The 26,495-nt window shown below is 31.0% G+C and carries 19 protein-coding genes; 8 read left to right on the top strand and 11 right to left on the bottom strand.

Features of this window, described 5'->3' with window-relative positions; all coding sequences use genetic code 11:
* Positions 1 to 4: 4 nt before the first annotated feature.
* The 6 genes from hxsD to DMA14_RS06420 all read right to left on the bottom strand — a co-directional run bounded on the left by hxsD (position 5) and on the right by DMA14_RS06420 (position 7,314).
* The gene (hxsD, locus tag DMA14_RS06445; protein WP_111423947.1) at positions 5 to 373 is read right to left on the bottom strand and encodes a His-Xaa-Ser system protein HxsD; all 369 of its coding nucleotides are present in this window, start codon (positions 371 to 373) and stop codon (positions 5 to 7) included.
* Positions 370 to 1,092, bottom strand: a complete 723-nt coding sequence (locus DMA14_RS22890; RefSeq protein WP_111423946.1) for a peptidoglycan-binding domain-containing protein — start codon at positions 1,090 to 1,092, stop codon at positions 370 to 372. Before DMA14_RS22890 ends, hxsD begins: the two co-directional genes overlap by 4 nt.
* 244 nt (positions 1,093 to 1,336) lie before the next feature.
* Positions 1,337 to 1,801 carry a JAB domain-containing protein gene (locus DMA14_RS06435; RefSeq protein ID WP_111423945.1) on the bottom strand — a complete coding sequence of 155 codons (465 nt, stop codon included), beginning with the start codon at positions 1,799 to 1,801 and terminating at the stop codon, positions 1,337 to 1,339.
* A 444-nt stretch (positions 1,802 to 2,245) separates the two neighbouring features.
* On the bottom strand, positions 2,246 to 3,832 hold the full coding sequence (locus tag DMA14_RS06430; RefSeq protein ID WP_111423944.1) for a DNA polymerase: 1,587 nt from the start codon (positions 3,830 to 3,832) through the stop codon (positions 2,246 to 2,248).
* Positions 3,833 to 6,289, bottom strand: coding sequence for an RNA-directed DNA polymerase (locus DMA14_RS06425; RefSeq protein ID WP_111423943.1), 2,457 nt, complete (start codon positions 6,287 to 6,289; stop codon positions 3,833 to 3,835).
* The gene (locus DMA14_RS06420; RefSeq protein ID WP_111423942.1) at positions 6,286 to 7,314 is read right to left on the bottom strand and encodes a ComEC/Rec2 family competence protein; all 1,029 of its coding nucleotides are present in this window, start codon (positions 7,312 to 7,314) and stop codon (positions 6,286 to 6,288) included. The genes DMA14_RS06425 and DMA14_RS06420 overlap by 4 nt, the downstream gene beginning before the upstream one ends.
* A 616-nt stretch (positions 7,315 to 7,930) precedes the next feature.
* Here DMA14_RS06420 and DMA14_RS06415 point away from each other — a divergent pair.
* The 6 genes from DMA14_RS06415 to DMA14_RS06390 all read left to right on the top strand — a co-directional run bounded on the left by DMA14_RS06415 (position 7,931) and on the right by DMA14_RS06390 (position 14,455).
* A complete protein-coding gene (locus DMA14_RS06415; protein ID WP_111423996.1) occupies positions 7,931 to 8,734 on the top strand; it encodes a TIGR02391 family protein in 804 nt (267 codons plus the stop codon).
* Positions 8,735 to 8,876: 142 nt separating this feature from the next.
* Positions 8,877 to 10,178 (top strand): HEPN domain-containing protein, encoded by a 1,302-nt coding sequence (locus DMA14_RS06410; RefSeq protein ID WP_111423941.1) that lies wholly within the window; start codon positions 8,877 to 8,879, stop codon positions 10,176 to 10,178.
* Between the two features lie 55 nt (positions 10,179 to 10,233).
* Positions 10,234 to 10,773, top strand: a complete 540-nt coding sequence (locus DMA14_RS06405) for a hypothetical protein (RefSeq protein ID WP_157957682.1) — start codon at positions 10,234 to 10,236, stop codon at positions 10,771 to 10,773.
* Between the two features lie 29 nt (positions 10,774 to 10,802).
* Positions 10,803 to 11,468 carry a hypothetical protein gene (locus tag DMA14_RS06400; RefSeq protein ID WP_111423939.1) on the top strand — a complete coding sequence of 222 codons (666 nt, stop codon included), beginning with the start codon at positions 10,803 to 10,805 and terminating at the stop codon, positions 11,466 to 11,468.
* A gap of 374 nt (positions 11,469 to 11,842) precedes the next feature.
* A complete protein-coding gene (locus DMA14_RS06395) occupies positions 11,843 to 13,084 on the top strand; it encodes a competence protein CoiA (protein ID WP_111423938.1) in 1,242 nt (413 codons plus the stop codon).
* A 321-nt stretch (positions 13,085 to 13,405) separates the two neighbouring features.
* Positions 13,406 to 14,455 (top strand): hypothetical protein, encoded by a 1,050-nt coding sequence (locus tag DMA14_RS06390; RefSeq protein ID WP_111423937.1) that lies wholly within the window; start codon positions 13,406 to 13,408, stop codon positions 14,453 to 14,455.
* A gap of 68 nt (positions 14,456 to 14,523) precedes the next feature.
* On the opposite strand, the gene DMA14_RS06385 is transcribed toward DMA14_RS06390, so the two are convergent.
* Together DMA14_RS06385 and DMA14_RS06380 are read right to left on the bottom strand one after the other, a co-directional pair.
* Positions 14,524 to 15,768: a relaxase/mobilization nuclease domain-containing protein gene (locus DMA14_RS06385; RefSeq protein WP_111423936.1), complete on the bottom strand. Its 1,245-nt coding sequence runs from the start codon at positions 15,766 to 15,768 to the stop codon at positions 14,524 to 14,526.
* On the bottom strand, positions 15,756 to 16,112 hold the full coding sequence (locus DMA14_RS06380) for a plasmid mobilization protein (RefSeq protein WP_238989924.1): 357 nt from the start codon (positions 16,110 to 16,112) through the stop codon (positions 15,756 to 15,758). Before DMA14_RS06380 ends, DMA14_RS06385 begins: the two co-directional genes overlap by 13 nt.
* Before the next feature lie 1,031 nt (positions 16,113 to 17,143).
* Here DMA14_RS06380 and DMA14_RS06375 point away from each other — a divergent pair.
* On the top strand, positions 17,144 to 18,664 hold the full coding sequence (locus DMA14_RS06375) for a MauE/DoxX family redox-associated membrane protein (protein WP_111423934.1): 1,521 nt from the start codon (positions 17,144 to 17,146) through the stop codon (positions 18,662 to 18,664).
* Positions 18,665 to 18,751: 87 nt separating this feature from the next.
* Positions 18,752 to 19,021 carry a DUF6520 family protein gene (locus tag DMA14_RS06370; RefSeq protein ID WP_111423933.1) on the top strand — a complete coding sequence of 90 codons (270 nt, stop codon included), beginning with the start codon at positions 18,752 to 18,754 and terminating at the stop codon, positions 19,019 to 19,021.
* A 74-nt stretch (positions 19,022 to 19,095) separates the two neighbouring features.
* On the opposite strand, the gene DMA14_RS06365 is transcribed toward DMA14_RS06370, so the two are convergent.
* The 3 genes from DMA14_RS06365 to DMA14_RS06355 form a co-directional block, all read right to left on the bottom strand.
* The gene (locus DMA14_RS06365) at positions 19,096 to 21,429 is read right to left on the bottom strand and encodes an alpha/beta hydrolase family protein (RefSeq protein WP_157957681.1); all 2,334 of its coding nucleotides are present in this window, start codon (positions 21,427 to 21,429) and stop codon (positions 19,096 to 19,098) included.
* A gap of 311 nt (positions 21,430 to 21,740) precedes the next feature.
* A complete protein-coding gene (locus DMA14_RS06360; RefSeq protein ID WP_238989923.1) occupies positions 21,741 to 23,075 on the bottom strand; it encodes a RagB/SusD family nutrient uptake outer membrane protein in 1,335 nt (444 codons plus the stop codon).
* Between the two features lie 107 nt (positions 23,076 to 23,182).
* Positions 23,183 to 26,155 (bottom strand): SusC/RagA family TonB-linked outer membrane protein, encoded by a 2,973-nt coding sequence (locus DMA14_RS06355; protein ID WP_317047244.1) that lies wholly within the window; start codon positions 26,153 to 26,155, stop codon positions 23,183 to 23,185.
* Between the last annotated feature and the right edge of the window lie 340 nt (positions 26,156 to 26,495).

Raw genomic sequence — 26,495 nt, 5'->3', positions numbered from 1 at the left:
TCAATCAGAAATTAGTTGGATCAAAACCTATTGGATCAGAAATTTCAGTTACAGGATTTTCATCTGTTTCGAAATGTGCAAAAGCTTTTGCGGTTAAGAGTTCTCTTATATTTTTTGTTTCTTTGGTGACAATATCACGAAGTTTAAAATCAATTAAATCCTGTTTGATTTTGATTAATAAATGATCATGATCGATTTTAGTTTCTGATTTAGAAGAAATTTTTACAAAAAAAACGTTATCTTTTTTATCAATCTCTACATTATAATCTGTGCCATACCAATAAAAGCATTTGAATACTACGTCTTCATCGTAAAGTTGTTCATTCAATGAAAAATGTAATTCGTTATTGATGAGAGTTACAATATTTTTCATGATTTTAATTTTATCTTTAAAAGTGTTATTCCTGAAACACGACCGTCTGGTTTAAGTTCATTATCTTTTTGAAACTGTATAACAGCCTTTTCTGTTCGGTCACCAAAATATTCTGAAATAATAATATCATATCCAAGGGCAGATAAAAGTTTTTGTAGTTGTTCTACATCACTTCCTTGGCATCCTTTGTATAATTCCCTATCACCAAGAGTCATTTTAATTGATGGCGAAGTCTTTTCATAATTAGTATTGTATAATGTATTTACTTCCTTATTAGTTGTGGTAGGCTTTGTAGTTGATCCGGATGATGAAGAAGAATTGGAATTTCTTGAAGTGCTACTTCCGGACGAAGAAGAGCTTGAGGAACTCGAAGGTGTATATACTGCAGAAGGTGTTGTTTGAGTTGAATAACTCGAACTTGAACCCGAACTATACGATGAAGAGTAATGTGAAGAATGACTTCTATGTGAAGAATGACTTCTATGAGAGCTGTGACTTCTATGTAGTAAAAGCATATGTCCTTCTGGATTTGACATATTTAACTTCAAAACTAATTTTGGCTTTAATTTATTTACATTGGTGAAGTCATTATAATCATGCTCCATTGTTTTTGGGAGTTCTAAACTTTTCGCCTGCATAGATTGAAGAGATGACAATGCTGCGACAGCAATTGACAATGATTTGTTCATTAAGTTTTTTAAACCTTTGAAATCGCTCATTTTTTTATTTTTTATTTAATTATAAATGAATTTGAATACTGCGACTATTTAGTCAGCAAATATTAATGTTTATCTCTTATGTTTTTTACGGAAAACCGTAATTCATAAGATTTTTTAATATATATCAAAAGTATCATTTAGCGAATATAAACTATTAAGTATAAATACCTGATTATAAATTAAGACAGGAAAAAGAAAAATGGTTTTTAAATCCAAATATTAACCAAAAAATGGTAAATGGCGCCTACAAGGCGCCTTCATCCGCAAAGGAGTAATAAGTATCCGAGGTTATAATTAGATGATCCAGTAGTTTTATATCAAGCAGTTCGCCTGCCTGTCTGATCTTTGCAGTCATATGTTTATCTGCTTCTGAGGGGCTTGTATTTCCTGATGGATGATTATGTGTAATCATAATGTTTGTCGCATTTGCTTTTAGGGCTGCTGAAAATATCATGCGAAGATCTACTATAGTTCCTGTTATTCCTCCTGAGGACATTTCGTAAAGTCCTAAGGCTTTGAATGAATGATTCAGAAACAAGATCTTGAATTGTTCAAAATAATCTATCTTACCCTGATCCCATGAGGATTTCAAAAGTAAGTACGCGTCTTTAGATGATTTGATCTGAGGTCTTTCAGAGGTTTTAATTTTTGATTTGTAGATTAATTCAATTTCCGATACAATCTGCCATTTCTGATTTAAAGTTTCCATAATTTCTAAATTTTAAAATTAATTATGGAACATCAGTCGGAAATCATACAGCAAGCGCAAAAAGCAACGCAATAAAGCAGGATTTTTATCCTGCATTTATGGGGGAATTTTTTGCAAGCGCCCGCAGGTGATTCCCGAACTTTGTGACGAAATTAAATGAGATATTATAATAATGGACCTTTTGTAAAGTCAAAAAACAAACTCAATATAACTATGGTTCGAACCCCTCCGCAGTCACTAGAGATTAAAAAATCTACAAATTAATAACGGGTAGACTTTTGTTATTAATATGACCTTGACGGTACAAAATTCGAACCATTTGTTAGAAGATTTGAAGGTTTTAAATGATATTTAGAGTTGCCTTCCTGTTATTTTATCAAAGTACTAATGCCATGAAAATTAAACTTATATTAGTGCGAAAAGTTCAAGTTTGCCAGCTAAGAATCATCGATCTGTAAATTTTTTTATTGAGGCTTTTGGAGTTAATTTATTGAAATATTTTTTTAATTCAAATTCAAAACGCTCAATGATGAATTTTGTGTAATCTTCAATTTTATCTTTAGGTATTTGATATAGAATAGCATCGTGCATTGGGAGTAAAAATTCAATGTCTTTACCGCTATTATATACACTAAGTATTACATCTTTTAAAATGAGAGATGCAACTCCTTGGATACGTTGACTAATTATCCAATTTTCTTTGATGTTTTCAACATTTTTTAAGCTCTTGTACCTTCTGTTGCCTAAAATTGTGTCAACGTAACCGTCTCTTAAAAAATTCTCAAGAACTCCTTTTTCATAGATTTCCAAACTTGCAAATTCATTGAAAAAAATATTAAGATCGTGTCCGCTAAATGCTAAAATATTTTCTTTGCTCATTCCATAGCAATAACTAAAGAAAAGCTTTTTTGCTAGATCTCTTGATACAACTGTGTCTCCTAGTTTTTTGCTAATTTCGGTGTAAATGTCGTTAGTGTTATACATTTGAATGAGTTTTTCATCATCCGCCTCATGAGCTAATATACCTGCCTCAAATTGACAGTAATCAATATAAATTAATTCCTTGTCTTGCTCTGGAATAATCACATCTCTGTAGTCTTTATGGAGCTGTTGTAATGATGGAGAATTAACGATTATTCGTCCAGTAATTGTTCCTAAACCTTCAAATAAAGGATTGACATAATTTTTATCTAAAGAACCTATTCTAGTCAAGATAGTTTTATTTGTCGTGTATTTTCGTTCCAAATAAAGAAGCTCAATGAGTTCAGATTTCTCTCTTGTCAATTTAATTGCTTTCCAGAACTTTTTCGAATTCACTTTAAGTTCTTCAAAATATCTGTTTTCTTTAGATAGATTCGCTTTAATATTTTCATAATCATTTAAGGAGAAAATTCCATATTGTAGTTGCAATTTGTTTTTTGTTTCATATAATTTAATATTAATATTTTCAATGTGCTTTTTAACTATATCTATATTTATTCGTATTCCTCTTCTACTTGCTTCGAATAATACATTATTCATTTTGCTTTCAACTTTTTCATATCTTTCTTTTTCATTAGAAGTAGAAAGCTCTGATTTCAAATTCAAATAAATTTTTTCAATACATTCAAGTAAAAAAGGATAGGTTTTATTAACAGGAGTCTCCTTTGAATTTAACCCCATAAAAACAGCTTTTGCATTATTTACAGATTGTTCAAATTCACTTTTCTTCATTTTAAAATCTTCTGGATTTAATTTTTGAATCATAACCCAAACATTCCAAGGTCTCTGCTTAAGCTTAAATTCAATTTTCGATCTTCCTTCCAGTTGTTTTTTTAAACTTTCAATATCTAAGTATTGAAAGTTATTATTTAAGCATACATCATTAAGAATATTGACATACTCAAATGATATTATAGTTGTGTTTGTATTTTTATCTAAAAAACTTAAATCATTGTAAATTTTAAATTTATGACCTACTATTTTAGTATAAAATTGAATAGTTTCCTTTCCTCTATCAAAGGAAGTATATTTAATTATAATGATTTCCATTTAAAGTGATATTAAAGTTGGTGAATCTTTAATTATTTGAGAAATTTTTATCGGTGGTAAATCTGAAACAAATTCCTCTTTATTTTCTTTATATAATTTATCGTGTAAATTGCTTAAATCATCAAGAATGACTTCTTTATTCAATTCATCTGGAGAAATTTTTCTCAGTGCAATAAGAGCATTTCGCTGTAAAAAATAGTTATTAGATAATTTTCCTTTATTAAATGAGCTTAACATTACATGTTTATAATTTTTCCAATTTATCGACGCTAGATAAATGTAAGAGCCCGCGGTATTCGCTTGATTTTGTTGATTTGTACTTTTAATATTAGATATTGCGATTTGAATTAATTCATCATCAAAATGTTTCTGATAACTTAGAAATAGCCACAAATAGTAGGTTTGGCTTTCGTAGATATTTTTTAGGTTGTTCATTATGATTTTTTTTATGACAATAAAATGTTCAGGCTTAAAATATTCCTTGTCAATAGACATTAATAATTTAATAAAAGAAGTTGTGAGCCAAGGCTGATTGTCTAGTTCTTCAATAACATAATCTATAATCTTGGAAAAGTCAATTATATTTTGCAGTCCTTTAGTTCTAGCAAAAAGCTGAAGTTTATTTATGCAAAAACTAATTTTTCTGTTTTTTAAAAATTTCTTTTCATTGTTATCCATTTTAATTGTTTTCAGAAAAAGATTATATGTCATGTTTACTGCAATTTGCACATCCCTTTTATTCTTAGTTGATAATAAACTATTAATCTGATCAATTTGAACTAATGATTCAGGTAGAAATTCATTTATTAGTTTACTCTCTTCTGTGTCATTAAAATCAAAAATTGTAGTCTTTGAAGAGTTCAAATTAAGTCCAATATCTCTCATTGCAATTGATAAATCATAAATTGCCTTAATTGCTTCTGCCTTCGAATCACAGACAATTCTTATATCATCCATATATCTATAGTAGCACTTATGATTATTTGAGTATATCATTATGTAATCAATTTTACTTAAAAACAAATTTGCTAAAAATGATGATGCATCCCTGTTCTGAGGAATTCCAAATTCTGCATTTATCTGTTTTTCATTCCATTGCCTAATAAGATCTCCTACACTTTCCAAGATTCTATATAATTCATCTTTAGAATCTACTGTTGTGTAATCGTGTATGAGACTTTGTATGTACTCTAATAAAAGTTTAGTATTAATATTTTCGAAAAAATTTGTGATATCGGCAACTACTAGAAAAGGCTTCTCCTTTTTTAAAACTGATTTTGTTTGGTAAACGTACTTTTTCCATTGCTCGATAGAATAATGATACATGTATTTATCATTTCCTTTTCCTAAGTTATGTCTAAATGAATAAACTTGAGGATGTAGTACATGATCTAAATTTTTTGCAAGCTTATCGACATAAGCTTGATACATAATTCTATCTATAAAACTTGTTTCAATCGCTGGTCTAGTGGAGTAACCAGATTTTGGTATGGTAAAATGCTTTGCAAGTGAGGAAGATGTATAAGGTTTATTTCGGCCAATATATTGTTCAACTCTTTTGTAAAAGAACTTTTTTGATAATAAATATCGGAAATTTATTGGGTCTTGAAACCAGTCATCTTTTAAATCTTTTTTAAGTCGACTAATTGCTTTCCATATGTTTAATTCACAGCCATTAATTAATATTTTTTCATAATCAATTATACTTCCGTCAGGTTTTAAACCAATTTTAAGAGTATGATTAATATGTTTTATTTTTTCTAATTTATTATCAAATTCTTCTAGTTTTTTGTTTAAAAGTTGATAATCAATTTTTTTTGCAATAATTGAACCTGCAAATCCACTTGAATCAGAAATTTGAGTAATTAAGCCTACCAGTACAGATCTATTTGAATAAAAAAGGCCAGCTCCAGAATATCCAGCAATTTTATTTTGTGCATCTTCATCGTTAATTGGGGAAGTACATTCTATATTGAATGTATTTATATTGCTTGGAGAAAGCTTCCTTTTAAATATTAATTCATAGGGAGAATTCTCTTTAAATTTAGGATAACCATACGAATTAAAGTACCCTTTATGGTCAATGTCTCCAATAACGAATTCTTTCAATTTTGAAGAGTCAAATTTGATAATTATTATTGCAAGATCTTGATCGTGAATTGGAATAATATACTTCTTAGATACATGGCTCCTGTCATACTCTCCATTTTCATTTAACCAGAAAATTTCAATTTCTTTTAAATCAGTTTCATTTGCAAATACTGAACCTGTCCTTTTTCCGTATAGACAATGAAGGGCAGTAAAAATATAATGGGTATTATTATCATTATTTGTTTTGTAAATTATACCAGTACCAATTACTCTTTGACTTGTACCGTTAAATATTGATTCCAATCTAACAGTATTGGCTTTCAATAATTCTGCTTGATTTTGGTTTAAAGTGTAGTTTTTACTCATAATTCAAGAATATAGCCATTTACATCATTTGGAGGTAGGCAACAAAACAAATATTTTTCCATTTCATTATTTAGAAAGTTCAAATTATTGATAACATCTTCATAATTGAAAATAAAGTAATCTGTTTGATTGTTTTTTTGTGAGCGATTTAATATTTTGGAAAACGTTAGTTTATTAGGCAGGTCAGCTTTTTTACCATTTGTACTTACAATAAAGTAATTAGATTCTATAAGTTCAATTAATTCTAAACTTAGACTTCTATGGCTTGCATGATGCGAGAGTTTTACAACATTAACTTTTAATCTTTCACTCTTTCGTTCATTCAAAATGTTTTTGATCGAGTTTTCAATAATATCAGGATTTGCGTCACCTAAATGCAATATTGATAAATCTTTTATTTCTAATAAAAAAGCAATACTAACTCTATTTTCTATTGTAGAATCTAAGTCATCTTCTCCATCAATGAAAATTTTAGAATTGTTTTCAATCAGTTCTTCTATTGTAAAATTGTAATCATTACCTCTAGAAGATATATCTACTGAATTTTTAATTATAAGTTTGTCTAAGTCGTCTTTTGTTGGTGATAGTAATGTGATTTTAGCGCCAAAAAAATCAAATTTGTTATCAATTAATATGTTACTTTCTCTAGAAATTTGAAACCCTTTTATTAGTGCTTGTATTCTGCAACTTTCAATGTAACTAATATCGCCAGTATCTTGCGCGTCTGAATTGTCAAATGAATTAAACCATATTTTTTTTATGATATTTTTATTAATTTCTTCATCATTAAGTAAGTACTGTATTCCTTTAACATGGTCTTGATCTGTATGGGTTATAATTAATAAATCAATATATTCATTTTGATTCTGTAAATTTAAGATTTCGGATTTTAGACAAGTATTATATGTGCTCTTACTATTCCCACCATCAATCAAAATGTTTTTATTGGCGCCATCATTTCCAATAAATGTAAGCAATAATGAATCTCCATTTCCTGCCCTTAAAATTTTTAATCTAGTATTCATGAATTATAATTGTTATTTGAATTTTTTTAATGTTCTAAAATTGTCGATAAATATGTATTTAAAATTTTATTCGCTGACAATTTAATGATTTTTTGTAGGAAGCACTTGCTAAATATTTAATTTGCCTAAAAAAAAATGAGTTTTCAATATTATTGTATATCAAAAAAATTAAACGTGCTCAGTTTCACCAATTTACTTAAAACAACATGCTTATCTGTTTCAATCATCGGCAATCTTTAAATATGATAAATTCTTAAAAATATTATCTCATTAAAGGCAGTAAGCTTCAAATAATAATAGGCAAAAATAAAATTGTAAGTAAAAATTTTTAAAGAAACATTCATTTAACAACAGAAAAGCGTACGTAAAAAAATTGAAAACATACAATTTCTTGCGAAATTGTAAAGTAATAATTATGGCATTTATGGTTTTCCGTAAAGAGAACTAAAATTGATTAATAATATTTGTCTAATTTTTTAAGACAGATATTAATATAGTGCGCAGAATCACTGCGCACTATATTAATATCTTCGTATCTTAAATAAAGGAAGCATTTTTTATGATTGAATTTCTAGATTCTAGACATAGTAATGCTCCATTCAAATACCATAAAAAGATGATACAAAATTTTGATCCGAGCACATTGAGAAGTATATCTAACATAGTTGGAGAACAGATTCTGACCCATAAACAAATTAATGAACAATTTCATAATGCGGGGCTTTTTGATACTAACGAAGGAACGAATAAGGCTGACAGAATTTATTACACATTAATATCAAGGCAAAAACAAGATAATTGTGCAAATAATGTTTTAAATTTTTTGCTGAAAATCATAGATCCGAAACGCTATGACAACGAAGCTAGTTTTGAAAAGCATCGAACCAGCATAAATGAAAAATTACTTTTTGAAGGAATCGAAATAGATAAAGAAGGAAAACCGAAAAATGTAACTAAAGCTAAAACTATATCAGAAGCAAAGAATCGCTCTCTAAAAATAAAAGAACGCGTCCATGGGATAGGAATTCATCGTGACATTTTAGCTTATTGCGAATCTGAATGGCTTAATGAAAATTACTTTCACGCAATACTTGAGATTACTAAGAGTGTAGCACATAAACTGCGTCAAAAAAGTGGTTATGCATCGGATGGAGCGATATTGGTAGATGAATGTTTTGGGCTAGGAAGTGATAAAAAGCCAATGCTAGCATTTAACCTTTTGCAATCCGAAAGTGAGGAAAGTGAACATAAAGGTTTTTCAAATTTCGTTAAAGGTTTTTTTAGTATGTATAGAAATCCAAAAGCACATGATCCAAAATTATTAGAGGACACTCAACTGACTGAAATGACAGAAGTATTAGTTGTTGCAACAATAATTCAAAACAAGCTGGATATCACATACAAGACAGGGTATAAATAAGAAATAAATGTTCTAACTATTTTAACAGTAAGAAGGTCGTAATATTTAAAAACCTTGGATTTTTGAAGTAGCTCAACATCTCAAAAATATCATCTCGTCATTCTTAATTCAAAATATATTAACCACTAAATACAAGGGTTTTATGGCAATATTTAATTTATTAGAAAGAAAAAAAATGGCTAATCTATTTAATGCTTTCGCCAATAAAAGTCTTAAAGAAGGCGAAATCGATTATGATTATGAAGATAAAACATTTCAGAATCTATTTCAAGCTTTGTATAATATTCCAGACATTAAAGAAATATATGATGGTGATATCATGATGTATGGAGTAGAACAAACTATAACTAAAAGATTTCAAAACCTTCCTGTACAATTTAAAGAAGACATTATTGAAGAAGTTGTAGAAGAAATTGTTACAATTCTTAAACACAATTTAGCAGATCATGTAATAATAGTTCCCATTCAATCTGCGCAATTTAATAATATTATGAAGATTGATAATCTTACATTTATACCTCAAAATTATTCACGAGAAGATAAGCTCAAAATTATAGCCCGATCTACAAAAAAAACTTTAGCAGAAACTGTTTGGATTGCAAATCATACCGAAAAATCAAGATCAGAGGATTTCTTGAAGTATCCACTTTTACTTATTAAACAAACACATCAAACAACTACTGTTCACTACAATTCACTTAATATTGCAAAAATAATTATATATTCCATAAGATGTTTTTATTATGGGAATATACATAAAACTTCAAAAGATAAAACATCTTTTCTCACTTGGGCACAAACAAGTTTGGCAGAAGCAAGCCATTTAGCAATTTATTCTAAAGAAACTTGGAGACAAAATCATAAACCATTAAACTTTGATGTTAGCGTTCCATTTGATTTAAACTGGTTGGAAGAAAAAGAGCTGGCTAAAAAATTCAAAAATTTCCTTAAGAGAATATATTTTGAAGAAAACTTAGATGATTTTAATGTTTGCTTTCTTAATGCATTAATTTTATTTAATGAATCGATAAAGCAAAATACTTCAATTTCAACAATCATAACAATGACAATTGCTGAAAGTATTTTAACAAGAAACAGAAATGAGAAAAGACTTAGGATTTCAGCAATCATTCCACGTTTAATGAAGTTACCAAAGGATAAGCAAAAAAAGGTTGCAAGAGATTTTGACAATTTATATCATAAAAGAAATAATTTTGTTCATAGCGGAGAATCAGTATCTATAAATTATGATTACGAAGGTTCTGAACCGTCAATTCTCGAAGAAGGAAGAAAGTTGATTGCACAGCTAATTTTAAGTTATCCAACATTTGAAAAGGTCATTGAAAAGAAAATTCCTAATAGTGATACAACAAATAGTCAAATCATTAGAATGAAATATTGGGAAAAACATGTTGACGCCATCTTTCATGATATTATTTATTAAAAAAAAGGTATATTATACTATGCTATTAACAAATAATCCTTTAACCTTTAAACTTATGTATTACTATAAAATGAAATTTTTGTTAGCTCAAATGGAAGAATATTTGAATGATGGTCGCGCAATTGACGCAACTATGGGCGGGCTGATTTTAGGAAGACCACATGATGAAGGTGGTATATATTTTTTTGTAAAAAAAGGAGATTATTATAGTTTAGAAGGGGAAGTTGAAGGCTTTGAATACATATTAAATTTTGGAGCAACTGATTTTTTTGAAGAATCTTCAAAACGATTTCATCAATATGAAAAGCATAAAGGTGATTTTGAAGAATATATTCCTAAGCCAGATATTAAGATTCTTGATACAAGGCGGGAAATAGAACCCAAATTTTTGCTTTTTGATGATAATAAATTTTCAATTATCAATAAGCATTCCACGAAAGGATATCTGCAAACAATAGATAAGATGAATAGAGCTATTACATATAAAATTATTGGAGAAAACTTAGCAGAGCGCATTGTTAATAATACTGATACAATAGAAATAAAATTTTACGATGAATCAGAAGGGTTTGTTCAAATAAGTGAATCTAATTAGCGATTTTAATATTAACTAACGCAATGAATATGTACGAAATTATACTTATTACTGTAAGTCTATTAACTGGTTTTTTATTTGGATATCTAACTTCATATATAAAAGAGAAAGGTAAAAATAGGGCTACCATAGAAGATACAAAGTTGTTGACTGAAGAAAAAGAAAAGGTTACCTCTAAATTTGATTTAGAAAACTCAAAACGGAAATATAAATATGAATATAAAAGTAATTTGTATATAAAGTATTTTAATTTGCTTGATGAACTTAATACAAAGTCGAACGAAGAGGCTCAAACAGAATTTTTACCTGCGCTGTCAAAATTTAATGCTTCATTTTTGATTGCTCAAAATGATTCTGAAAAAGAAATGGAGGCAACAATTGAATTTTCAGAGTCCATACAAGGGATTATGGCTAGAACGAATCAATCGCAATTGCGATTTAAAACAGAAACAGCTTCATTAAAAATAATAGCTGGTGAAGAAGTATTAAGACTATTAGAAGAAACTGAAATTGAAAATGATGAAGCCTTAAACAGATCAGCTGTAATGATGAAAGATTATGCTTCGCTTTTGGTTTCAAGACAAATGGACAAATTGGAACAATATAAGTCCGAAATTGAAGAGACTGCCAATAAATTAAATGCTCTTAAATTACAGTTGAGACAAGCTGTCCGAAAAGAATTAGACGAGATTTAATAACTTAAAAGCAAAACACAGTGAAATTTGGTGATAAATAAATTATGAATTACAGTTACGATACACCCGAATAAGCAATAATTTCGTTAGAGAATGCATCTTCTAAAATGGATATTGCAAATGTATTTACTTAAAAAGGTTTTACAGTTGAAATAAAGATAATTTTGCAAAGAGCTGATTTTTAATGCAATGTAGTAACAATTACAGAAACCGCTAAATTCCTTGAATCGTCACTTATAGAAAATATTAAAAATAATGGTTTTGCTGATTTTACTAATGTAAATATGCAGGCAGACTTGGCAAGTTCAAGAAGAGGATTTAACTTAGTCGCAACTCCATTTTATAACTAGTAATTATACATTATTATTTCGGCTATGCAACATGCATTAGACATAGAAGGAGAAAAAATTAAGCCTACTTACTCAGGTCAAATTGCATTTTGTGCCTTTTGCAAAGAGAAAGTAATTGGTAAATGTGGCAAAATTTATATTTGGCATTGGCAACATGCACATAATGCAAATTGTGACTTATGGAAAGAAGCTGAAACCGAGTGGCATCGGTCTTGGAAAAACAAATTTCCATCTGAGTGGCAAGAAAAAATTATTAAAAAAAATAACGAAAAACACATTGCTGATATTTTTACAGATAATGGAATTGTAATAGAATTTCAAAACTCAATGATTTCTTCGTCAACTATTGCGGAGCGGGAAATGTTTTACGAAAAAATGATTTGGGTTATAAATGCTCAGACATTTAAGAATAATTTGATTACAGAAAATAAATCAGATAAACATCTTGCAGAAATCGATTATCGCTATTCAGTGCAACGAACTTCGTTACAACAATACAATTCTATAGAACTTCAAAATATAAAGAGAAAAAGTAAATCTTTATCTTCTGAAATTCAAAATAGGGAAAACGATCTATCATTGTTGAAATCTCTAACAGATATTTTTAGTTTTGACAATAAAAATGCAGAAACATTTGTAGAGAGAATTATAAAAATCTGGGAAAGCGAAAACTTATTTGTTGAACCTTCCCTTGTTGATATTACAAATGATGCCGCACTTATTTCTAAAAAGCCATTTTTTAAATTGTTAGGAGAGCTGAAAAGGAATAAGTACTTCCTGAGTGTAGCTATTGAAAATAGTGTAGAAATTGAACAGCTTTACAAAGAGCGTGCTGACTTAGAGGCTGATCTTGATAATCTAAAACCAGCACTGAAAGAGGAATTGAAATTTGTTGCATCGCAGTTTTTAAAACGAGAAGACGAAATTACTCAACTTTCAAGAGTTATTGCTTTTTTTAAAAGCGAGAGTGAAGAAAATGATAAGGAATTACAACAATTAAAAGGTTCAATCGACAATTATATCACAACAAATTTAAAAATATTAGAAGCTAATTTTGACGAGGAAAGAAATAAAATTATCAAGGATAAAGATAAACTGACCTTATCTTGGAAGCATGAAAGGAAAAGCTGGGCATCAGCAGGTGCACCAATTTTCTTTGATATTGGCGATGATACTTTGCTTTATAAATATCCTGACAATAAGGTTTGTGTAGTAAAAGTTATAGATTTTTTGCATAAGTATAGCAAAAACGATAACAAATATTGATAAGCTAATGATTGATTCTAATGAGGAAATATGACTTAATACATTAGCTAAATTATCAGTCATAATCAGAAAAAAAATATTCAGTAAAATTGAACATATTTTTATTACGCAAGAACACTGCGCACTAGATGAATACCTTTGAATAGTAGAAGATTAAAAAAATGAAAAGATACAAGAGAGCAATAATACGATTAAATGCAATAAAATGCGTCTAGTGGTAATGAAAACCTCTTTATCACGTCATAAATCTGTACAATAAAATAAATACTATTTTGATACCTGATCGGGTAAATATACATCGATAAAAAATTAACACTGAAAATGAATGAACAATTAGCCAAATATCATTATCATTTGCTTTTAGGCAATAAAAACGAAAATAAAACTTTACTGAAATATAAACTTGTAAATAACTTTTTAAAATCTAATGATTGGTTATTTATTTCACCTCTTTTTTTTCAAGGCTATGAACTAAATAGTTTTCTTAAGTTAAGCGAAAATGAAAATAGTAGCAAAATCGATATTCTTAAAATAATTAAGACAAAATTTTATAATTTAAAACATATTGCCTCATTCATTGAAGGAGATTGTTCAAGATGTAAAAATATTAGTCCTTTTTTAGAATCAATTGAAAATAGTTTGATTTTATGTTTCCAAAAAGATTATGAAGGAAGCATAAAAACTATAATTCCAATTATTGAAGGTATTTTAAGAAAATATCTTACAAATGAAAAAGGTTATACTAGTGACAGGATTCAATTTAAAGATTTAAAAAGAAGTTTTGAGTATATAAAAAATGATTTATCGGAAAATTACGTAGATTTTTTGAAAAATTATAAAACTGAAAATCAAGAATCAATCGAATTTACAGAAGAACAATTCAATAAATTAGTTTCTAATCATAATCAGTACTATGATACTTGGTTTTCTTTTGTAACTGAATTTGTTAATGAATCATTTTATTTAAAAACTAATGGGCAGATAATTTCCAATGAAATTAATAGGCATTCCATTTTACATGAGTTAGGTTTTGAGTTTGAATATAACTTTGAAAACTATGTTAAAATATTTTTTTTGCTTCAATTTTTAACTTGGGTTTTCCTTAAGAAGGAGAAACGTAGTGCATTTGATGATGAAATGAAACCATATAGATATTTTGAAAAGATAAGAGCATATGAAAAAATAATAGAATATTCTGATAAATTAATTTTTGAAAAACATACTCTATTAAAAAATTATCCAACTTATAAAGATTCGATTTTAAAAGAAAAATTTCCACCTTTTAAAAATGATATGTTGCCTAAAAAAGAATTGATTATAAACAACTTTTTTAGAAAAATAGAAAGGTTCATATGGAAAAGCAAAATATAAGAACTAAACAGATAACTCAGGTTTACTAAAATGGTAAAGGGAGCAAAATAATGGCACCCTTTACGTTATTAAATCCCTTTATAAAGCCTCTTTTTCTTTTTTGGTTTAAATTCTTTTGAGACATAGTCATTTATTCTCTCTCCACGAAGCAGTATGTCAACGAGATTTTCTTTTACATACTCTTTTAATTCGAGATTTAGACAATTTTCTGAATTATTAGAGATAGAGTTTTGATGCTTTCTTTCAAGTTCAAGAATCTTCAAGGCACAGCTTTCCTGAATTCCTTTTGCACTGAATTCCTTTCCGAGACTGCTTCCGTTAAAAACGGATCTGGTTTTGTGGTCAACGTAAGTTATTCCGTAAAGCTGTCCTTCTCTGCTTTTTCTGAATATTATATTAATGCTTTCTTTTTCCAGTATTTTAGATAATTTTTCGGGAGAAAATATGTTTTCACGAAAGAAAGCCAGTTTAATGGCATTTTTTACATATTTTTTACAAGGCTCTTTCTCGGCTTCATTAGTTTTAAATTTTCCTTCCAGAAATTTTAAGGTAGGTTTGCTGTAAAATTCGCTTGCTTTTATCGGAACTCCAATCGGCTTTGAATCCCGATCAAGTATCTTATAAAGCAGTCCGTTGTTTTTAAAAACTCTCGATTCCTCGCTTCCTCTGTCAGCATGAACATTATACAGGTTTAAAACTGCATTGAGTTCAGCCAGGCTTGAATACTTGTAATCAAATAAAACCTTGTTTAAAATTGAACTTATCGCCTTTCTGGACTCTGCTTTTCCGTATTGGACTCTGCCGACATCTATCGGATTTAACGAAAATTGTTCTTCCTGTTTTCTTCCTTCGGCTTTTACAAGCCCGAACATTTCTTCAATTTCTTTTCGGGCAGGTTCTGATTTTCTGATCCCCAGTAAATGCAGATCGATTCTTTTTCCGTCTCTCTGAATGTTGTTTGTCACTATATGGCAGTGCGGATGCCCCGCATCGTGATGCTGATACACCAGATAAGGCTGTCTGCCAAATCCTAGTTTTTCCATGTAGACATCCGCGATTTCAGCCAGTTTTTCTTTCGAATGATTCTCCGAGGGATCAAAATTGAGCGAGATATGCACCGTGTTTCGCTTCACATTGGTATTGAGTTCTGCCAGTTTTATAAAACGGTTTAATTTTAAAGTGAAACTCAGTTTTTCCAGTTCCAGCGGATAATTCACTGCACTTATACATTCCGCTTCTCCGATCTCAACTTTATTTTCGTTGTAATTCAGAATGCCTCTTATGGACGAGCTTGTTTTTATCACTGCAACCATTTTTCTGCTATTTTCTGGGTGTGACCTGAGACTTCTTCCATTTTATCAAAAAGCCTTTTTCTCTGGATTTCGAACAGATAAAGATGTCCTTTGAAATCGGGAACTGTTTTGAGCGTGTTTATCTTTCTGGCAATCTGATTGATATTATTGCCGATTGCCCGTAATTCGGAAGTAAGTACAGCTGTCTCTTCCATCAGTTCGTCTAAAGACTGATTTCTGTAAATGGCTACAATGGGTTTGTTGAATAAGTGGCTCCTGATGTGGTCGCTTAATTTTCGGCAAGTGCTAGCTCTAAATCTTTTTTCCAGTTCGGCATACTCCAAAGGAGTGAATCGCAGTCCCACGATTCGTGTTCTGTTTGAATTTTCTCTTTTCATCATCTTTCATTTTCATTATTATCAAACTCTTATCTTTTAAGTTTCTCCACCGCCGAGTTCCGCGACAATGGGTGGCAAGATAGGCGGTTGTTAAACAACCGTTCATCTTGCTGATTGCAGGAACGTGGCAATCTTTGGAGATATTTTAAAAGCCAGCAACTAATTTAATGAGAATCTTCCAGATCTTGATAAGTAAAATTTACCTATCATGACTGCAGACAGTAAGAATGAATAAATACTTAAAAAAGAAAAAGGAAAAAAAGAAAGCAGTCTTCAAATTGGATAAGCAGGCAGCTGAAGTGCTATAAGTCCCGAAGGGTGGCTTTTTGGAGGAACGAGAAAAAGGCATTATGAGCACTTCTCTGACTGTGTCCAATATCTTGCTTTGCTTTTTTTCTGATTTAAATCTTTATTGTTTAAAAGATGATTAGAGATTCATTTTTATTTAAGGACTGGTTCCCATTGCAAAACTTTAACTCAAAAAGCCTGTTTTAGAAAAATTTTGGCCTGTTTTTGATAACAAGTAACTAAAAAGCGTAATGTAATTTTGTGTATTAAAATAACAATTTTATAAAGTGAAAATAAGCTCTTTAATATCAGTGTTTTATGTAAAATAAATAATAAGTAAGAAAATTTCCTCATTTTGAATGAAAATGGCGCGTTTTTGAAAACTTTTGGCTCGATTTTGATAACAAGCGTTCAAATCAACAGCAGTAAATTTGTATCAACAGAAATCTTAAATACAGAAACTTGCCAAATTCGAATCAGTTTTTTGATAGTCTATAGCATTTAATATTGTAAATAATGTTTAAAATGAAATTGGTATGTTTTTGATGTTTTTTGGTATGTTTTTGATGTTTTTTTGTTAATCGGGCCGTTGTAATTTTGATACATGTTATTATCTGGATATCAATTTTAATTTATTGGTTATGTATAGAAAACAAAATGAAAGTTTCCATAAACAATAAGGGTTAAATCATTAATAAAAATGAGAAAGAATGAAACTTAGTGCAGATATTAAAAGTAAGATTCTCGATGCAATTTGTTTATTGTATATGATTCTATTTGTATACGCAGCAGTAAGTAAATTGCTTGATTTTGAAAATTTTCAAGTTCAATTGGGACAATCCCCTTTATTAAGTGCTTTTGCCGGATCAATTGCTTGGATGATACCGATAATTGAATTACTTATAGCATTATTTATTGTTTTAAAAAGATGGAGATTAATCAGTCTTTTTGCAGCTTTTAATCTGATGATCATGTTTACATCATACATCTATATTATTTTAAATTACAGCTCTTTTATTCCATGCTCCTGTGGTGGGATTTTGGAAAAAATGGGATGGAAGGAACATTTCTTTTTTAATTTGGTTTTCATAATGCTGGCGGCAGCGGGTATCCTGATATCGGCCAATAGGGTGTCTAAGACATCTTTTATTTCAAAACCCGCTGTTCTTACCAGTTCTTTTGCCCTTTCGATTTTTTTTAGTGTTGGCCTAGTGACTGTTTTATTTATTTCATCTGAAAATATAATGCATCATCGGAATAATTTTGTGCGACGTTTTCCACACCATCAGGCAGTAAAAAGAAGTGAAGTTGATCTTCTTTATAATTCCTATTATTTTGCTGGAGAAGCAAATGGAAATTTATATTTAGGAAATAATACTACGCCGTTACATCTCGTGTCGTTCGATAGTATTTTGCAAAAGAAAACTTCATTAAAAATAGAGTTGGATAAGAGTGATTTTAAATTTAAAGCTGTCAAAATTAATATTTCAGGATCTTACTTTTTTGTTTCGGATGGAAATGTCCCTTGTCTGTTTAGAGGAAAAATAGCAGATTGGAAAGCATCATTATTTATGAATCAAAAAGCATTTTTTTCTTTAATTACACCAATCGATTCTCTTAATGTTGCCTTTCGAGGGCAGGCGGTAAAGAATAATGAAAATATAATTGGATCCATTTTTCTGGGAAAGAATCAAAAAGTGAAATTAAATCCTAGACTGCTGCAAAAACAAATTGATGGAATTTTTGATACAGACGGCATGCTACATTACAGTCCAAAGATAAAACGTATCGTTTATGTTTATTTATATCGGAATGAATTTGTAGTAGCTAATGATTCTCTTGGCTTAAAATATATAGGGAAAACTATAGATACTACAAGCCAGGCAAAAATTAAAATTTCCAATATCTCAAGCAGGAATCAAAAGAAAATGTCGGCACCGCCGATTATCGTCAACAAAGCCAGTGCCGTCTATAAAAACCTTCTTTTTATTTACTCGCCAGTTCATGGATTATATGAGTCCAAAGATTTATGGAGCCAGGCAAGTACCATAGACGTTTATGATTTGAATGATGCTTCTTATGTTTCGAGCTTTTATATTTATAATATCGGAGATCAAAAAATAAGAAATATAATTGTTAAAGAGAATTACCTCTATGCCCTTATTGGCAATTATATAGTTTGTTATCAACTTAGTAATTCACTTTTACAGCATTACAAAAGTGAATTATGATTATCATATACTTAGCGCTCAGTATCAGGAATGTAATCGAACACCTGTAAAAAAAGTAGATATTTTTTTAATTTAATTTTTATTATCATGGAAACATTAAATGTGAAAAAGCTTTTGCCTGTGGCAGCCTTTGCCTTTGCAATTGCAGGTGCTTTTGCCTCAAGTCCAAATGGCAAAGCAACTAATGTAATTGCGCCTGAACAAGGATACATCAATAATCCGAATCCATGTTCTGAATCAATTGATTGTAACAATCAAGGGAGTGAAATTTGTACCATTGAGGACACAAATCAGCAAGTTTTTGGTTTAAATGCCAGTGGTACTACTTGTAACAAAGTCTTATACAAATTAAACTAATCTTTAAAGGGCTTGACTAAAATGTTAGGTTCATTTACAATGCAGTTCTATTTTTATAAAGAACTGCATTGTTTTTATTTATAACTAACCCAAGAGGGAAGGCTTTTATTCTGCAGATGATAATCGAACCACTGCTTAATATGACTGCTGAGATCTTTCTGATCTTTTGGATTCATTATAACATGCTTTTCCTGAGGGTACACTAATAAAACATGCTCTTTTTGCAGTCTTCGCAATGCCAAGTAAAATTCTATGCTTTGATACCAATGGACTTGCCGATCCTGCTTGCCAGTCCAAGAGAGTAGTGGTGTTTGAATGTTGTGTACAAACTCCAATGGAGAGTTGCGGCTGTATGCCTGTTTATCCTGAAAAAGTGATTTTCCCATACGCCATTGCTGATTTTCAAAACGCCATATTTCTGGAGTACCAGTATTCCATCCCATTGTTAAATACCAGCTTGTTAAATCTGCTACACCGGCTCCAGATACTGCAGCTGTAAATAAATTGGTTTGGGTAATTATAAAATTAGTTTCATAACCTCCAAAAGAGTGGCCTATCAAACCTATTTTATCTTTTTGAATAATACCTTTGTCGATTACAGACTGAGTTGCTGAAAGAACACAATCTACTGCAGAAATACCGGGATTCCCAATTTCGTATATAATATCAGGGCATAAAACGAAATAGCCTTGAGCGGTATAATTCGTTATGTTAAATCCTGTATCAGAATACAAAGTGGGATTAACATATTGATAAAATTCCTGAGATTTTAATTCATAGATGCTGACTATTAAAGGATATTTTTTAGAGGGATTATAGTTAGCAGGATAAAAAAGTGCGCCTGTTAAAAATGCTCCATTTTTGTTATAATAATGAATTTTTTCAGCTTTACCCCAATAATAATCTTTCTGCTGTCTGTTGCTCTGAACAATTAACTCGGCTTTGCTTTTTTTATTTTTTTTTAACCAGATTGATGGAGCATTTTCATAGTTCTGCTGCTGAAAAACATACCTTTCTCCTTTTGAAGATTTCATTAGATAGCTAATTTTCATTTCATTAAAAACCAGAGGCTTTTCTGCATCGGTTTTGTTCCAAATAAAATAACCGCTTTTTTCATTATTTTTTGCCTGAAGAATTAATTCATGGTCGAGATCAATTTCTAATGCATAGAAACCATTGTAGTTTTCTGTTTTAAAGTTTTCATACTGCTGTTTTGCTATCCTGAATTGTATGTTTTTTTCTCTGCCGTGTGTTAATCTTTTAGCTGTTCTGCCATCGGGAGAAACTTCCCAGATGTCAAACTGATCATAAAGCAATAGTGAAGAATCATTTTTTGTCCAGCCTAAGATCCCATATGCAGGAACTTCACCTGCTGAGTTATAATTTTGGTCAAAGAGAGGTAGCTTAATATTTGCTGAGCAGTTAAGATGAATCTTTTTTAATATATCATATACCCACCACTTCTGATCTTTAAAATATGTTATGAAATTACCTTTTGGGGATATAATAGTATGATTTTTATTTCCAGAGTGTTTGGTTAATATTCTGCCTGAATCCCCTGATATTAGACTTATTAAGCTGAGGTCGATATCTCCCTGCTGTTTGTACTGGGGTTCATATTGCCACGGATTAAATGTGATGGCAAAGTTTTGGTCCCCAGCCAGGATTACTTTTGGAAGTTGATTACTAGTTATTTGTTTAAATTTATTTTCATAAGGAAACCAAACAGCAAGCTTAGCTACTTTATCCCATTGCCCAATTTCTTCTCGCTGCGAATACAATAACTTATCAGAGGCATTCCATATTTGTACTTGTGTTGAATCAATTACGGAATAATTATATTCCCGTTTTTTTACTCCAAAGAAAACACGCTGTCCATCATCAGATATTGTCAATTTAGTCGTCACTGTAGGACTAATTGTGATATCACTTTTAAGGTTTAAAAGTTTTTCGGAATCGAATTCAAAAAGCTTATTATTTTTAAGGTTAAAGAAAAATAAATTGTTTTCACCGAGATCATCTTTTTTTTGTAAAAAGGCAACAGTATTTCCATTGCTTTGCCACGTCAAATTAAAAAATGAATTTTCGGATTTTTCAAGAATGATAGTCTTTTCCAGTTTGTCAGTTAAAGTTATAAATCCGATGCGATGGCCATCAGAAAACACAACAGCATTTTCTTGTGGAGCTATTTTATATTCGCGAACATTATCAATTTTCATTATTGTTAATCCTGAGGATTTTTTTATTTCCAGAGAAGCATTTTCAGCTTTGCTGTATGTAATTATATATTTTTTATTTTTTGTGTATCTGTATTGGGTTATTCCCGCATAAGAATGCGATTTGCCAGTTTTTAAATTAAGTATTTGCAGTCCTGCTACTGGAGTAATGCAAGCGAAGCTTTCTTCCATATTGAAACTTCCATTAAACGCATTTGGAAAAACATACTGTATATCCAGTTTTGTATTTGTAATAAAAAGAGTGTCTTTACTATTTGGATAAACTAGTTTGTAACTTATCCAGTTTCCGTTTTCAGAAATATTTTCTGATTGTATTGTATGCCACAGATGATAGTCGGATTCCTGAAGCATCTTTTTTTGTTTTACCTGCCCCAATAAAGGGCAGGCTACTAAAACAAAAAATAAAAATGTAATACGGGATAAAAATGACTCAGCCTGTACTAGTTTTTTGTTATTGATTTTCATAGGATATGTAATTTTTTTTAATACCCGTCATTTTGAGGAAGCAAATTTGGATTTACCCTCAACTCAGAATCAGGGACTGGAAAAAGTCTGTCAGTAGTATTCCATCCAGGTTTTGTTCCAGAGAGAAAATTATCCAGATTTGCTGTTCTTTTAAGATCGAAAAATCGATGTCCGAGCTCAGTAAATAACTCAAACTTTCTTTCGTTGAGAATAGCCTGTAGCAGATTTTCAGTTGTCGTTGCAGTTGTGTTTTGAAGACCTGCACGATTTCGGATCTTATTTAAATCTTCTTTGGCTTCTTCCAATTTGTTAAGATACACTCTTGCTTCTGCACGAATAAGGTATTGTTCTTCTAAACGCATTACGATTGAATATTCAACCGAGGTTCCCGTTGGGCTTTTCTGTTTGTATTTATTAGCGTGATACCAAGTTGAAGTTCCGTTGGTGACTACTTTTATCCAATGGGTTTTTCTTAAATCATCAGAACTAAAAGCTTTAAATAATTCATTATTTAAAGCAACAAGTGTTGGCGGTCCACTGGTAAATACAAAAAGATTTCCTTCATCTGTATTTTTACCAGCTGTTGAGGGCATCAGCTGCCAAATTGTTGAGGTGCTTTCTTTTAGAAATACTTTATCAATATTGTTTTCCCAAGAATATAGATTCGTGTTATTAATTAGGAGAGAAGCGGTTTGTTCGGCCAATTCCCATCGATTATCGTACAAATATACTCTTGCTAACAACGCTTGTACTGCTGATTTATTTGGACGAACACGACCCGAAGTAATATAATTAGAGGGTAATAACGATATTGCTTTTTGTAAATCATTTATAACCTCAGAATATATCTCAGAGACAGATTTCTTAGAAACGACAGCATTTGTTTGGTAAGAGGTGGTTGTAATGTATGGTATATTGCCATAAATATTAGCAAGATAAAAATGAAGCAGTGCTCTGATAAAAAGAGCCTCGCCTAATAATTGATTTTTGTCTGATTCAATAAGTTTTGTATTATTAGATACTCCTTCAATTACAGCATTTGCAGCATATATTTGTTTGTATGTATTATTCCACCATCCTGCGACAGTAGTATTTGATGCTATGATAGTATTATTATAGAAATCTTTAGCAGCATTACTGTCTGTTCCATAAAACGTTAATTCATCCGAGTAGTTTCCTAAAAGATTAGAAATTCCTGTCGGTTTTCCTGTAATTAATCCGTTGTCTCTTATCTGGGCGTAAACATTTACCAAAGCAGCATTGGCAGTATTTTTATTTTCGAATACTGTATTTCCTGTTAATTGAGAAGTGGGAAGATCTACATCCACAAAACTGTCACAGGAATAGAGCAAAGAGCAAAATATAGGTATCCAAGCGAAATAAATTGATAATTTTATTTTATTATCAGTAAAGAAAATTAGCCGTCTTTGTTGTATATAATTTTTCATAGTCGTTCGTGTTAGAAAATAAGCTGTAATCCTAATGCATATATTTTAAGAGGAGGTAAAAAGCCAGATACTATAAACTCAGGATCAGCTCCTTTATAAGAGGTGAAGGTTAGTATATTCTGGCCTTGAAGAGAAATACGGCATTTTAATTTTTTTAGACTGTTTTCAGGTAGATTATAGGATATTGAAATGTTTTTAAGCCTAAGATATGACGCATCGGTTATAGCGGCATTACTGTTGGCGTAGAGGTTATTTGCAACTGTTACCAGTGAATTTGTTCCTGAACTATACATTTGATATGGACCAGTATCTCCAGGATTCTGCCAGCGGTTTAATACTTCTATAGTTTTATTAGACAAACCCCCAGGCAGGCCTAACATGCTTATTGAATTCCAGTTTTCTTGTTTAACGTATTGAAACAGAAAATCAAGCTGCCATCTTTTTAAGTTAAACTGATTTTGCAGACCGCCATAAAACTTTGGACTGAAATCTTTAATCGTTTGCCTATCATCAGGGGATGAAATTTTTCCGTCCTTATTGACATCTTCAAATTGATATATTCCCGTTTGGGTATTCAGGCCTATGTAATTGTAAACCTTTTGAATGTTGATGGATTTCCCAATTACATACTGGTTAGCATAGGTAGAGTTTTCCAATTGAGGGAAGGCTATTAAATTATTTTTTGGAGCAGTCAAATTCAGATTTGTAGCCCATTTGAAATTTTGTTTTTCAATATTTACTGTTCGAATAGTCAGTTCTAGTCCTGTGTTTTCAACTGTTGCATTTAGGTTTGCTAATATGGAATTGAATCCTGTAGTTCCGGGAAGTGGAATTCCAACTAATTGGTTGGATGAACGATTGCGGTAATAGGCAGTCGTTAAAAAAATGCGATCTTGAATAAAACCTAGGTCTAAAGCTATTTCCATTTTTTTGTTGGTTTCCCATCCAAAATTTGGATTATATAAGCGATTGGGCTGCAGACCGACTGTTCCCTGATAATTATTGCCTGCAGAACTATAGGTATCTAAGAAGTTATAGTCTCCGATTTGGTCATTGCCAGTAGTTCCATAACTGGCTCTCAATTTTCCAAAGCTTAAGATTTTATTTTCTAGCAATGATTCTTTTGAAAATAACCAAGCTGCTCCAATGGCACCAAAATTGGCAAATTGATTGCCCGGACCAAAGCGGCTTGAGCCATCTCTTCTTCCTGTAAGATTAACAATATAACGATCTTTCCAATTAAAGTTTGCCCTGCCGAAAAATGCTTGATATTTATATTGTGTCTGCTGATTTGTAAATACATAAAGATATGTGGCTGAAGCAAGGTCATAAATTAAGCTGTTGCTTGCAAAACCATCTGCTTCTTGTACAAGCTGTGCCGTTTTTTGCTGTTGAAAAGTAGCACCAGCCAAAAGTTCTATTTTACCATGCCCAATTTTTTTATTCCAGTTCAATTGGGGTTCGATAATCCACGATTCTCTGTTACTGTTATTGACAAATAATGATGAAGATTCGCTTCCCAGACCAAGTGAGGGATTATATATCGTTGATGGTGAAGTTCTGATTTCATCATAACGGAGATCACTAAATCCTATGCTAGTTTTGATTTCCAGCTCTGGGATTATCTGGTATGATAAAATTGCATTTGCAATAAGATTAGCTGTATTGGCTTTGTATACCGCTTCAAGACTACGTAAGGGATTATTAAACGTTCCGTTCTCCCAGTTTAGATTTCCAGAAGTATCATAGAGGGCGGGAGCATTTGGAGACAGCGATCTTGCTTCTCTTGTAAAATCAGTCGCAGGTAAATTGTTATTTTGTGAAGAATATGAGGAAGACAAATTTATCTTAAACTTATTATCTGCTGATTGATGATTTAGATTAAAGTTTGCTCCGCCTCTTTTATACTTATAATCACCAGGGAAAACGGTAGTTTCATTATGGTAATTACCACTTACAAGAAATTGCGTATGAGCAGATCCGCTATTTATTGATATTTGACAATCATTTATTTGAGCCGTGCCTCCAATAAGTTCTTTCTGCCAGTCAGTATAGCGACTTTGATCCCAAGTGCCGTTTACATCATAGGCAGCTGCTGGATATTTTACAATTCCATCATTTGCAAATGCTTCTTTTCGCATTTCCAAGTATTGATCCGTATGCATTAAATTCATGTAGCGAGTTACATTTCCTACGGCTGTGTTTGTATTGATTGTGAATCTGGTTTTTCCTTCCTTGCCCTTTTTTGTATTTATTAATATAACTCCATTAGCACCACGGGATCCGTAAATTGCAGTTGCATCTGCATCTTTTAGAACTTCAATGCTTTCTATGTCTGAAGGATTAATTGAACTTAGGGGACTCACATTAGAACTTGGAATAATAATCGACGAGATATTATTATTGGATATAGAATTTGACGCATAAGGAACTCCGTCGATTATGTAAAGAGGCTGGTTTCCATCAGCACGTAAACTATTAGTTCCTCTTATCTGCACATCAAATCCACCTCCTGGTATTCCTGTGGTTTGGGTAATTGTAACTCCTGCCATGCGGCCTTGCATTGCAGAAAGTATGTTAGTAACAGGCTGTTTATCGATGTCCTTTGCGGTGATTTTTGCTATACTGCCAGTACGTTCGCTTTCTTTCACAGAATAATAGCCAGCATTGATTTTTACTTCCTGTAACGTAGTGGTGTCGTATTGGAGTTTGATATCAATTTTGGTACGTCCCTGAATAGGAATAAGTGCCTTCTTAAATCCAATAAAGGAAACAACTAGCGTATCATTTGATGATACAACAAGTGAATATTGACCGTTAAAGTCGGTAATGCAAACATTGTTTATTTTGTTTTTTATAGTTACTGTAACTCCAGGAAGTGGAGAAGTCCCGTCAGTTACAATACCTTCAACAGTATGTTGGTGTAAAAATGACGTGTGCGAATGCTCTAAAATTTTAGCGAATGACGATGAAAAAGATAGCAAAATGCCAGTGAAAATTAGGCAATAGAGAGCTCTTCCATCCTTGTAAAATGAAAAATAATTCATAATATTGGGATTGGTTAGTTAAATGATATTTGATTAGCTTAAAGGCTCTCTATACTAGTTTGGCGACGAGGTAGAGAGTCTTTTTATCTTTTAAGATAAAAAAATGGATACGTTTTTATTCATAAGTTTTAAATAGCAATAGTTATAGCATTGATAAAATGCGAAACGGCTCATTGCTAAGAATAAAATAAGAGAGTTGTAAGAATAAAAAAGGCATGGAACTCAGCTTATTGCACTAGAGGTATTGGCCATACCTTACCACGAATAAGTGAGCCCA

This window comes from Flavobacterium sharifuzzamanii (genome assembly GCF_003254585.1).
Classification (GTDB): Bacteria; Bacteroidota; Bacteroidia; order Flavobacteriales; family Flavobacteriaceae; genus Flavobacterium; species Flavobacterium sharifuzzamanii.
The sequence above is the reverse complement of the archived record's forward strand: the minus strand, read 5'-3'. Positions and strand labels throughout refer to the sequence as shown.